This is a genomic window from Proteiniphilum sp. UBA5384, assembly GCF_002410825.1.
Taxonomy (GTDB): domain Bacteria; phylum Bacteroidota; class Bacteroidia; order Bacteroidales; family Dysgonomonadaceae; genus Proteiniphilum.
The window spans coordinates 1-12,772 of the sequence record NZ_DHOS01000013.1; the positions used below are offsets into that span (position 1 = coordinate 1).

Annotated in this window: 9 protein-coding genes; all 9 read right to left on the reverse strand. The window is 43.4% G+C overall.

Annotated elements, in window-relative coordinates; translation table 11 throughout:
- Positions 1 to 64: 64 nt before the first annotated feature.
- Positions 65 to 1,201 carry a glycoside hydrolase family 76 protein gene (locus tag B4G81_RS04490; RefSeq protein WP_294080543.1) on the reverse strand — a complete coding sequence of 379 codons (1,137 nt, stop codon included), beginning with the start codon at positions 1,199 to 1,201 and terminating at the stop codon, positions 65 to 67.
- 195 nt (positions 1,202 to 1,396) lie between these two features.
- Entirely contained in the window at positions 1,397 to 2,539 is a 1,143-nt protein-coding gene (locus B4G81_RS04495; RefSeq protein WP_294080545.1) for a SusE domain-containing protein, read from the reverse strand.
- 10 nt (positions 2,540 to 2,549) lie between these two features.
- Positions 2,550 to 3,674 (reverse strand): SusE domain-containing protein, encoded by a 1,125-nt coding sequence (locus B4G81_RS04500; RefSeq protein ID WP_294080547.1) that lies wholly within the window; start codon positions 3,672 to 3,674, stop codon positions 2,550 to 2,552.
- Positions 3,675 to 3,707: 33 nt separating this feature from the next.
- On the reverse strand, positions 3,708 to 5,324 hold the full coding sequence (locus tag B4G81_RS04505) for a RagB/SusD family nutrient uptake outer membrane protein (protein ID WP_294080549.1): 1,617 nt from the start codon (positions 5,322 to 5,324) through the stop codon (positions 3,708 to 3,710).
- A gap of 12 nt (positions 5,325 to 5,336) precedes the next feature.
- Positions 5,337 to 8,792, reverse strand: coding sequence for a SusC/RagA family TonB-linked outer membrane protein (locus tag B4G81_RS04510; protein WP_294080551.1), 3,456 nt, complete (start codon positions 8,790 to 8,792; stop codon positions 5,337 to 5,339).
- Positions 8,793 to 8,918: 126 nt separating this feature from the next.
- A complete protein-coding gene (locus B4G81_RS04515) occupies positions 8,919 to 10,103 on the reverse strand; it encodes a FecR family protein (RefSeq protein WP_294080553.1) in 1,185 nt (394 codons plus the stop codon).
- A 186-nt stretch (positions 10,104 to 10,289) separates the two neighbouring features.
- Positions 10,290 to 10,817: an RNA polymerase sigma factor gene (locus B4G81_RS04520; protein ID WP_294080554.1), complete on the reverse strand. Its 528-nt coding sequence runs from the start codon at positions 10,815 to 10,817 to the stop codon at positions 10,290 to 10,292.
- 239 nt (positions 10,818 to 11,056) lie between these two features.
- The gene (locus tag B4G81_RS04525) at positions 11,057 to 12,346 is read right to left on the reverse strand and encodes an acetylxylan esterase (protein WP_294080555.1); all 1,290 of its coding nucleotides are present in this window, start codon (positions 12,344 to 12,346) and stop codon (positions 11,057 to 11,059) included.
- A 20-nt stretch (positions 12,347 to 12,366) separates the two neighbouring features.
- Positions 12,367 to 12,772, reverse strand: a 406-nt coding sequence (locus B4G81_RS04530; RefSeq protein WP_294080557.1) for a family 20 glycosylhydrolase, incomplete at its 5' end; no start/stop codon positions are given.

Here is a 12,772-nt window from a genome sequence, read left to right on the forward strand (position 1 = left end):
AGTTGTTTGTCCGTAGTGCAGCCAATGCTCACAAATACCATCAGGAGGAGGGTGTAAAACTGTTTCATAAGAGTCCTTTTTTATCTAATAAAGCTGCGCTTTCTATCAACATGCAGCCGCTGAGTTGTTCGGTTAATCCGACTGTTGTTCCGGGTTTTACCCTCCAGTTGGGACCAAAGAAGGTGCCCGGTTTTTGGGTACCCTGATTCCACAAGGTTTCCGCATTGAGTTTCATAAACTGCAGGTATCGTTTTTGTGCAGCTGCATCGAGTCTTTCCTGCTGTATCAGCTGAGTGAAATAACGGACGAAGATACCTTTGAAAAGGCCCCCGTCTCCGTTTCCTTCACTCTTGAGTATGGAATTGTCTACCAGGCTGCTGATGGTATAGTCTGCCGCCAGTACAGCGTCGTTCAAATATGCTTTTTCGTTGAATATTTTGTGCAGTTCCACGGCGGCACCGATATAAGTACCCTGGTTATAAGTGAAGATCCACTCCTTTTTGATTACTCCGGTACGTGCGTCGATATTATCGTACACCATCCCGTTGTTGGTATTTACCAGTGTTGTCTTCAGCCAGTTGTAAATCTTTACTGCCCATTCCCGGTCTTCCGTATTCCCAAACTCCTGATAGAGCCGAGCCGCCAAAATAGCTGCTGGACCATTGGAACAGGCATTTTTACTATACTCCATTCCTTTTTTCCAGGTGATACCTCCTTCAGCCTGATCGTTCCATCCCTGTTTGATATAGCCCCAGAGTTCGAGTGATGCATTCTTGTATCGTACATCGCCGGTGGCCTTCCATGCACGCAATAGCGCCAGTGCATTCCATTCCATGTCGTCGTAAAAGTCATTTTCCCAGGTGTTTCCGTTGCGCACCTTCACGCCAGTAAACCATTTGTCGAAATAACTTTTGTAGGTGGCGTCATTCGTTCTTGTGTAGGCGTCGATCAGGACATCGAGTGCATGCGCATTTGGCCAGTACTGAAATGTGGTATTGCCGTTGTTATTGGTATTGAAATACTGACCATTTGTATTCCAAAAAGAGGTTATTAATGCGTCACATCCGTTATTAGCAGCCTTGTTCCAGTCAATGGTTTCTTTGTTTCCATCGTCATCTCCCGAATTTGGAATATTTTCACTTTCACACGCGAACAAGCAAGGGATCATCGCCAGGAGAAGTATAAGATATTTATTGTTCATATTTACTATTTCCTTTGTTTTTACCCAATCGGGCGTTAATTGTTTTCTTATTTTCAGAGTGCAGTCTGAAAAGCTATACATTCACCCATAAAAATAGTTTTTCTTGATGCAATTAACAAAGAAAGCAAGAATGAAATTCGTTTTTTTGTCTAAACTATTTCACTCTTACTCTCTTTATAATATAATGAATTTTATTTATGGTTTGGTGATCGAGTGGGTATACGGCTTATCCGCCTGCAGATAAATAGTGTATATTCCGGGGTTATTATCAAAGTCGCCCATCAGTTTCCATTTGTTGTCCCATCTGGTTGGGTTCATCAGCTTGAGATAGTAGTAGGATTCAGGGCTTGAGGCTGTCGGACGCGAGTCGGTTTGATTCAGCGTACCCCATTCGAGTTCTTTCTCCTCTCCAGCTCCTGCATCTTCCTTCACAAACATTCTGAATTTATACCGTTCATCACGTCCCCATCCTTCTTGTTTAAAAGTAACTGTTTCCCTTGTCTGGAAAACTCCGTAACCTATATAGGGAATATCGAAAAGTATCTTTCCTTCCGGACTGAAGTAGAAGGCAACCCGCGTAACCTGCGTGACGGTACTTGCTCCGGTATTAAAGTCAAGAGTAATCCGATAAATTCCCTCGGATGAAACAGTTGATGTGCCTTCTTTTTTGACCAGATCATCTGCGATGGAAAATCTGTTTGGTGTACCGGAAACAGCATTTACAAAATAAAATGGTTTTCCCGCCTTCAGTTTGGTATACACTTCGAACTCGCCGGTGGATACTGCCTTCATCTTATGTGCTTTTACCGGGTCTGTACCTCCTTCAGAAGCTTCGCCAGTTACAAAAAGATCTACCGGGATATCCTCTTCGGCAAAACCGGCCAGGCGGGTAATTGTCAGACTGTTCTCCTGCGTCGCTTTAGCTGCGTGGGTGCCTTTCGATGAGAATACAGTCCATTTGATGGTTCCTGTGCTTGAAGGTTCTACGCCTGCCATTCCCATGATTTTGTTAAGCTGTTTGTGTGAAAGTGTAATATTGTTATTAAATCCGTTATTTCCGGAATAGGCTACATAAAGGGGATTTGAAAAATTACCATCTGTCCTGTCAAAAGCGATTTGATAGATGGCAGGACCACCGTCAATTTTTGCGTGTTCCCACTCAAAATAGACAGAAGCAGAAGCTGCGGGCAGAAGTTCAATACTTTTTTCGTTCATCGGTTCAATCAACGTCTTTACTTCTGTAAGTGTCAGATCGGTTTCTCCCATGGAATCACCGCATCCGGTGAAAAGAACATGCAGTGATATGATCAATATCCAGTAAGTGGTTATTTTTTTCATGATGCTTTTATTATTTGATAATTAAGTTGTGGGTATAGGGCTTTCCGGAATTTAAAGAAAACATAAAGTCGTATGTTTTATCACTCCATCCCGTGGTAGAAGGGCTTTTCCAAATTTGTCCGTCGGTCCACTGCTGTACGTTGTTTTTTTCCACCATATAATAATAAGCTTCGTTCCCGGTTGGTTTGCTGTCATTGGAAGGCGCTCTCCACTCTGTTTCACCAGCAGAACTTTCCATCCTGAATTTATAGCGGTCGTCATTATTGTCATTGCCGGTTAGGCCAGTGATGGTGTGGTTGGTCAGTTCCCATACGCCGAAACCCTTATAGGGCAGTTCTATCTTTCTTTGCGACCAGCATAAGAAGAGATTGACTTTGGTGATCTCCTTGACGGTAAATGCACCGATATTGAAATCCAGGTAATATTTGTAGATACCTGTTTTAGAAACAGTGGAGGTCCCCCCTTCAATAATTTTCTCGCCACTCAGTGAATAGACGACGGGTGTTCCCGTGGAAGCATTAGTGAATTGAAATGACTGACCCTGCGTTAAACGTGTGTATACCTCAAATTCGCCATCATTTATTTTCTTCATCCGAATTGCTTTGGAAAGATCATTGCCAGCTTCAGTTGCTGTTCCGGTAATGAATAACTGTTCGGGGATATTGGCAAATCCAGCCAGACGTGTTACTGTGATGGTACGTTCCTGCTCCGCTTTTACCGGATTAATCCCTTTGGAGGCATATACGGTCCATTTGAGCGTACCCTGAGCGGCCGACTCAATACCCGCCAGTGCTGCAATCTGGTTCAGTTGTTTGTGGGTTATGGTTGCGTGATTGCTGCCCCCATTGTTATCGGCTGCGATAATAGATAAAGGATCGGAAAAATCTCCGTTGGCTTTATCGAAAGCGATTTCATAGAGTACTGCACCGCTATCTTCTGCTCTGGCCGGTTCCCATTCGAAATAGAGCATGGCTGATGCGGAAGACTGGAGTACCAGTGTTCTTCCATCGGTCGGTTCGTACAGCGTTTTGACAGGGGTGACACCCATATCTCTGACTTCACCATCGCTGCTGCATGCTAAAAAACCGAACACCAGGGAAGAGAATATAATCAGTTTGGTATATATTGTTTTCATTTTATGCTGTTTTAGATATGTGCCATAAGTCTGTTAATATTCCGGATTCTGAGTAAGATTCTTATTAATATCGCGTTGTGATTGAGGAATAGCAAATAAGTAATCTCTCTCCTTGTTGAACCTTCTTTGATCCAGCGTAATGTACTGGGTATTTCCTGCAGCAAACTTGGCTCCTCTGGGAGTCCCATTCATCACCGTTTCGATGGTTCCCCAACGGCGGATGTCAAAGATGCGCAGCCCTTCAATTGCCAACTCACAGCGGCGTTCGCGGCGAATAAGATCCCGCAGGTTACCGGTCGGGTAATTGAGCGCTGAGGCATCACTAAATCCGGCACGTTGCCGTAAGGAACGGATGGTCTGATTCCATACCGTTTCATTGAATTCTCCCAATTCATTTTTCGCTTCGGCATACATCAGCAACACGTCTGCATAGCGCATTAAAATTAGATTCAATCCCGCTGCCATTCCTTCCGGCGCTGTGGGATCGTAATATTTTCTGATATAATATCCCGTGGCGGTTGAGTTCTGTCCTGGACCTGCATATTCGTCCAGATTGGATACACCCGCACTTTTTGAGGATCCCGGTTTGATGTAAATGGTCGAGGTAGATCCGTTGGCTTTCTTCCATTGGTAACCATGATAGACAATGGTCGCGTCAAAGCGGGGATCTCTGTTCAGATAGGGCTCGTCTTCGCTGTACCCGGAACCACTTTCATGGATGGTCTTTCCGTTCTTCATCACGTAATCATCTACCAGTTCTTGTGTGGGGGCAAAAGCATTGATACGTCCCCCCACAGTCAGCGGGATGGCATCGTACATTTCAGACCATGTCCTCAGGCTAAGGGTATAGCCCATATCGAGTATGACCTCATCATTTTGTTCATTTTCGGGCAGAAAGAGTTCCTCGTAGCTGGGAAATAATTGATATTGGCCGTAGTTACCGTTGATGATTTTACCGGTGACAGAGGCCACGTTTGCCCAATCGTTTTCATAGAGGTAGGTACGTGCCAGCAAGGTCATCGCGGCACCTTGTGTGATTCTCCCTTTATCTTTATCTCCATATTCTCCTTTTTTAGGAAGCTGACCGACAATAGCATTCAATTCTTCCCTTACAAAATTAATTACTTCAGTTTTAGCTGTCCTTTCAATGCTGTTTGCTTCCTGCAGTGTTATGTTGTAATCAAAAAAAGGAACATCGCCGTAATGATTGGTTAACCGGAAAAACAAACTTGCACGGATGAATCGGATTTCTGCTTTCATTCGTTCCTTAGTTCCGGGATCCATGTTCGGAACCAGATCCACGTTGTCGAGGAAAATATGGCAGGTCTTGATTCCTTCATAACAGTTCTTCCACTCATTGGCAAAACGGCCTAATGCTGCATCAGCCTGTCCCGAAGTGATTATTTTCTCATCGGTATTTCCTCTTCCTTCGTAAAGGTTATCTGTAAGCCGCTCATTGGCGAAAAAGTAATTGGCACCAAACATTTGACTGTAAGCCATGTTGAGTACTGCAGCCGCCTTGTCGGTGGATGTCCAGTAATTGGCGTCTGTGAATTTGTTGGTCGGCGCCAGATCCAGGTCGTTACAGGACAGGAAAGCAACGGCCATAGTAAAAATGATGATAATATATTGTAGGTTTTGTGATTTCATAAAAAATAAATATTAAAATTCAATATCTAATCCAAATCCGTAATAGACAAGTGTTGGGTAGTTTCGTGCACTGTTGGCACCCACACCACCTATACCTCCCATGTTATTGCCAAACTCGGACGATTCAGGGTCGATGAACGAATTTTTGGTCAGTGTTAACGGATTTTGTGCATTTGCGCTGACGCGTAATTTCTGAATACCTATCCTGTTTGTGAGTTGCTTCGGCAAAGTATATCCCAATTGAATATTTTTTATACGCAAATAAGCGCCATTCAGCAGATATATATCGGTCCCGGCTCTTCCCCAGTTATTGCTGCTCGAAGGTGAACTTGGAGCAATTAATCTGGGCCATCTGGCATTGGGATTTGTTGGTGTCCAAAAGTCGAGTTGGTGTTTATAAATAGCATAGGAATAGTTGGAGTGGAATGGTTCAATGAGTTCCCCGCGTATATACATGTCTCTTTTTCCAACCCCCTGAAGAAGTAGGTTGAAATCAAAGTTCCTATATTGTAGATCATACGTAAAACCAAAGGTATATCTCGGAAATGCATTGCCCAGAACCACACGATCTTTCTCGTCGATCACGTTGTCTTTGTTTTGGTCCACATACTTGACATCACCTGGTTGCACAATCGCTCCCACAGGTAGCGCGCTGTTTGTGATCTCCTCGGTACTCTGGAAATATCCGTCGGTTTTGTAGCCGAAATATGAACCGAGCGCCTCACCTTCACGGATTATTTTATACATCTGGTCGCTCTTGTCAATCCGTTCTTTTCCTCCAAAATCAGTGATTTTATTTTTAGAATCTGAGAAATTAAGATTGAAATTATGACTGAATGCACCGGACTGTAAGCGGTAATTAATTGTAGCCTCCCATCCATGATTCTTCATCTCTCCTGCGTTTTCATTGGCTGCAGAGCTGCCAAACAGGGTAGATACTTCCGGAGCCAACAAAATATCCCATGTCCGTTTGCTAAAATAATCGAGTGATACAAAAAGGTTGTTATTAAAAAAACCTGCATCCACGCCGATGTTTAAATTTCCTGATTTTTCCCACGTCAAGTTCGGATTTCCATAGGTAAATCCTGTTCCCGGGACCGCTTCATTGTTGAATACATAGGTGTTAGTATACATTTGATATACTGTTTGATAGGAGTAGTTGGCCACATTTTGATTCCCCAATACGCCATATGAGACCCTTAATTTCAAGTCGCCCACATTGTCCCGGTAGTTTTCCATAAAATATTCCTCCGACACTCTCCATGCCCCGGAAAAGGAAGGGAAAAAGCCCCATCTGTTTTCTTTGGCAAACTTGGACGAACCATCATAACGAAACGAAAAGTCTCCGTAGTATTTGTCTAAATAGTTATACCCCAAGCGCCCAAAGAGAGAGGTGATGCTGGTTTGATTGGTGGCCGGATTGTTTCCCTCGGCACCGTTGGAAGTAAAGTTACCTGTATCCTGTTCAGCTTCATCGGTGGTAGGTAATCCCAGATCGGGATCCGTGAATTTCCATGCGATGCGGCTGGCCTTGTAGGTATAAGATTCATTGGAGGTACCCAACAGCCCCGTTACATTATGAACGTCGTTGAAGGTACGCTCATAATCCAGTAGAAATTGAGTGCTGAGGGTATATCGTTTGTTATTGTAATCTTCCGTCAGTCGGTTCGGATTGATGTTTACTACCGGTGTTTCCAAATTGTTACGGGAATAAAGGGGTACCATGATGTCTCTCCTGAACCGGTGGTGCTGTGTGAGGTCAAGTCCAACCAGTCCTTTTGCTGTCAGGCCGGCACCAAGACTGTAATCAACGTTCAGGCTACCTATAAAATTGTCTTCATCCTTTTTCTCATATCCGCCCTCTTTTAATTTTGCCATTGTATTGTCATCGCCGATAATATCATTGATCAGATATTTTCCGTCCTGCTCAAATTGGTAGTAATAATAGGGAGGTATACGTGAAGAGTTGATAATGGTGTTCCCCGTTCCGCCGGCAATGGTCCTCTCATTTCTGCGGTTATATGCCATCAGTGAAGTTATTTTAAAGCGATTATACTCTGTTGTGAGATTAGATCGGAAGTTATACCTCTCCAGACCGAATCCTCCCACGAAGTTGCTCTCCTGATTCAGGTAGCCGGCTGAAACCATATAAGTGGTATTCTCATTACCTCCGGAGACATTCAGGTTATAATTCTGCTGTAACCCCTTTTGCATGATTTTATTGAAATACCAGTACTCTTCACTGCGATGCTCATAAAGGTCCCTGATTTGTGCCGGTGTATAGACCGGGGCACTACCTGCATTCATGTTTGCCTGATTACGGTACATGGCATTCTGCCATCCTTCTACGGGTTGGTACAAAATGTCCGGATCCTGATAACCCACCAGGCCGTTCAGACGGACTACCGGCTTATTCATTTTTGAGCCTTTCTTGGTAGTAACCAGTATTACACCATTTGCAGAGCGTGAACCGTAGATAGCTGCACTACCGGCATCCTTCAGAACCGATACGTTTTCTATGTCATTCTGATTGATGCTGTTGAGAGTGTTTGACGAGGAAATTAGCCCGTCAATGACAATCAGTGGATCGTTGTTCCCCATTGTGCTGACACCTCTAATGTTGATGCTAAGGTTATTGTCATTTGGGTTCATGTTCTTCTGTTGAATGATCAGGTTCGCTGATGCTCCCTGCAAAGCTTGCATTGCATTACTCACCGGCCTGTCTTCAAACATCTTGGAATTTACCTGGTCAACAGCACCCGTGATGCTTTTGCGTTGCCGGGTACCGTAGCCAATTACAACCAGTTCATCCAGGGCTTTGGTATCTTCCCGCAGGATAATATTGAATCGTGTAGTTCCTGTTGTCCCGATGGTTTGTTCCAAATATCCAATATAAGATATCCTGATGGATGCATTATTATCTACCATCATTGAGAAGTTCCCGTCGATATCTGTCACGGTACCATTCGTAGTGCCAATTTCCACCACGTTTGCTCCAATGATGGATTCTCCTCTGGCATCGGTCACATTACCGGATATCTGTTTTTTTACAGGCTGCTGGAAAATAGTGGTTGCAGGTGCCACAGTCGCTTTTGTGGCCTCTTCTTTCAATGCATAGACTACGATTTGCTTGTCCAGTATCTTGTATGTAAGCCCCGTGTCGGAAAGCAGATTGTGCAGTAGGTCGGCTACATTTTCCGATTCTGCTTTCAGGTCGATCTTCTTGTTAATCATTTTTTCACTGTTGTCCGAAAAAACGAAGATATAGTCGCTGTTTTGTTCAATTTCCCTGCATACCTCCCTGATGGAGGTTGATCTCAGGTTGAAGTTAAAAACCTGGGAGTAACTGGTTGCTGCCTGAGAAAACATGAGGCTGCAAAGTAAGAAAAACAGGGTTGTTTTCATGATTCTTAACGTCTGTTTAAATGTATTGCGATGAGTTTTATCCGCAATAATGTATTTATTCATATTTTTGTACAATTTAATTATTATTGGACTAAGAAAATTAAATTACTCAGCCCGGATGATATTCGCAGTATCATCCGGTCTTTTATTGTTTTCGTTTTATTTTATTTTATCATAGGCTGTCATATTTTATTCCGTTGCATGACTAATATATATTCGGTTATTTTCTTTTTTAAATTGTGTGGCACTTAGCAGGGTAATGGTGGTCATCACGTTATCTAGATTTTCCGAGAGATAAATCTTGCCGGAACAGGTGCGTTTTTTCAAATTTACATCCTGCTCATAATTAAAGGAAAGATTATAGTATCTTTCTACTTTATCCAGGACATCTGTCATCGGTGTATTCTCTAACAAAAGGTATCCGTCTTTCCAGCTGATATAATGGGTCACGTCTACAGTCTGACGTTCGGGAGCTTTCCCCCTGGAAATGAGTAGTTGTTCATTCGGATTCAGAAACATTTCTTCCGTACCCGATTGTACGCTGACACTTCCCTCCACCAATACTACAGAACCGGGAGAGTTGTCATAGTTTGAGAGATTGAATTTGGTCCCGTACACTCTCAGTTTGAAATCTGGCGTGTGAACATAGAAAGGTTTCTCTTTGTCATGTGCTACTTCAATATACATCTCTCCGGAGGCAAGTTTTATTTCTCTGTTTTTTCCAGAAAATTGTGTTGGAAATTCAAGCACCGATCCTGAATTCAGCCACACTTTGGTACCATCCGCAAGCCTAAGCGTAGATCGTTTCCCGAAAGGTACAATCAATGAATTGATCTGGTCATGATTCACAGCTAACCGGGTGACATCATTATCACGCTGGGTGACCTCAACTGTCCCTTCATCATTTAAGCTGACCTCCACATCGTTATCGAATGATATAGTTTTTCCACTTGTAATCAGCTGAATATCCTTATTATTCAATACTTCTCCGATAATAATCTCTTTGTCGGGTCTAACAAGAGACTCCGGAGTCAAAGAAAACAGCTTAATTCCGAGTATGATTAGCGCAACTACGGCTACTGCTGATGCATACCCTATCAATGTGAAAATTTTTTTCTTTTTTTTCCGGTTTACACTTATTTGAATTCTTTCAAACAGTGCCATACGTTCATCGTCATTTAAACTACTTTTATTCAAGCCCTCTTTTTTCAGGTAGTGGATGGCTTGTAGTAATTCGTTTTTTAACTCGGGATGTTGAAAGAAGAATTCTTTCCAATAACTGTTCATTGTCTCATCAGACATCAACTGCCATTGAAGGAATCGTTGGTCTTTTAAAAGATCCGTATAACTGTTACAAATATTGTTCCTCTCCATTCCGGTTATTATTTATACTTGGGAAATGTCGTTTTTAAAATTCCGTTGTTTGTATGAAAACGATTTTGAATTTTATTTATCCCCTTATTTTGATAAAATCTTATAATTTTAACATTTCTGGTGTGAGAAAAAGCGGGACGATGGCCTTCTGGTCGTAAATGTACATCGTCTAAAAAAAGAATAGTCTCAAAGAATTAAAAAGACACTGAATCTTTCTCTCAGGCTTAGTATCGCTTTCGACACCAGTTTGCGGCAGCCGTGAACACTGATTTGCAGGAGTTCGGCAATTTGTTTGTAGTCGTATTCCTGTACATAGCGGAGATAAATAATTTCGCGCTGCCTGTCGGTAAGCGCATTGAGCATTTGCTCGATCTCGTTCTTTATCTGTATCTGTTCTTCCCTTTCAATTATCAGGTCTTCCACATTTATCATGATATTGAATGGCATCTCCTCGAGAGGAACTACATTTCCCAGTGTTACTTCCCTTCTGACTTCTTTGTGAATGTCCAGTAGTCTGTTCTTAAGTGATTTGAAAAGATAGAATTTGATGTGACTGATATGCCTTAACAAGTCTTCATCAGCTGTGAGCTTTACGAAGACATCGTGAATGGCATCTTTTACAACCTCCCTTTCAAAGCCGAGGTAACATCCATAGATAAATAAATCATTCACATACAGATTGTAGAGAGAGGCAAGGTCCATTCCTGTTTTCACCTGTTTTATAAAATCTACTATAATTAATCGGATTACAAAGTAAGCGAAAAAATAATAAGATTTGAAATTTTGACTTTTTTGTCTCTTCCTGAAAAAATGAAGTTTGTATCATTGTTTACAGTAGCTACAAGGTGGCAGTGGCAGCTTCTCTCGCAACGGTAACCGGCATCGGCAATGATTCTTTCGGGTACCGGGGTCGTAAAGGGATCAATACTGCTCAAGATGGTCGATGTATCCTTTTATTTAAAGCTAGGGCGGGTTACCGAATTTTTCGAAAAATGGGCATCGGCAAAGTCCAGGTATCGTTTCCAGTCGTACTCCTTCACATCATGTTTACCGGCCCTGATGTGATATCCGATATCACCAGTGATGGGTGTATGCAATGCCGGCATTTCATCCGACCCAATAGTTTCTAATCCGTATAGCCGGTATACCGGGCCGGCATGATATGCGGCTAAAAATTCACCTCTCGGATCGGCCCACAGATCTTCTTCAGCACTCGCCACGTATACCTTGCGTGGTGCAATCAGGGCGAGCAACTGATGCTGGTCGACCGGCAACAATTCCTCCTTGTTGTTGTATTGACGGAAACTTTCACAGAACCAATGAGGAAATGCTTTGTTGATGATCTCGGCAGTTTCCCCGAATTTTCTCCTGAAGAGTGCTGCTCCGCCACAACCGGAATTATTGGATATAACGATACGAAAACGTTCATCCTGAGCACCGGCCCAAAGCGCAGCCTTCCCCTGGCGGGAGTGTCCCATGATGGCTATTTTGTTCGTGTCTATCTCTTCCTGTGTTTCCAGGAAATCGATAATCCGGCTGGACCCCCAGGCCCATGCGCCGATAGCCTGCCACTCTTCGGGAGCTGTTTTGTCAGGATCGTATCCCGGAAAAAGAGAGACCACGCTGTACTCTTTTAATTCCGGCTTATCGGGGAAGATGTCATGATAACACATGGTGGCAACAGCATATCCCCGGTCGATTATCATGTCGTAACTCCACCGGTTCGCCTGATTCCCTCTCTCCCAATCCGGGTGACCCGGCTCTTTCACCAGACGGAAGGCGGGGGAGTGGAGAATTGTTGTGTCTGTGGTAGTGCTGTGGTTTCCCTTGAAATTGTATCCTACAAACACCGGAACTTTTCCTTTTCGCATATTCGGGATATACATCAACAGGATGGCTTCCGTTTTTTTATTTCCGTTCGAAAAGGTAAACTTGACCTGTCTGCTTGTTGCTTTGCCACTCAGCGCATCGGGGTTGTCTGTCAATATCTCGTATGAGATATCGATGTCCCCGGCAGGAGTGCGACCATACATTTTGGAGGCAAAGAGTTCCATCAGTTCCGGTCTTCTCTGCTTTTCCCACTGCTCTGCCGTGGTGACCATTTCTCCGTTCCGACACTTCAAAAGTTCAGGAAGGATGTACGCAGGTACTTGCGATTCATCGTAATTTACGTTCTGTTGTGCGTGTGTGCTTGCAAAAACAAGACACAGAATCACGGTGGTCAGGATTTTTGTTTTTTTCATTGGAATGATTCATTGTGTTTTTATTTTTCCGGTCCCATTATCTCCGGGCTTACTCCCGGATTCCTGTAGTCAAAGAATGCGATGCCGCTCTTTCTGTAGAGGTCTGTCATTTTCTCCATCCGCCTGTCGAAATGCCGGAAGTCTTTTACTGCATCGTTACTCCAGGCTGCCTCGGCCAGGGCTGCGATACGTGGAAAGACCATAAACTGAAATCTTTCCTTACTATGAATTACTTCAGTCCAGACATTGGCCTGAATTCCCATCACATGGGGTGAACAAAAAGAAACTCCGCCGGTCAGCCTGAGACTGGGAAACTCGTAGACGCTTTCAATAGGAGCAAAGGCGCCATCCCATTTACGTCCCGAGGTATGGGATTCATGCTGTACAAAATCGAAATAAAGGGGTATCCTCGGGCAGAGTATGGTG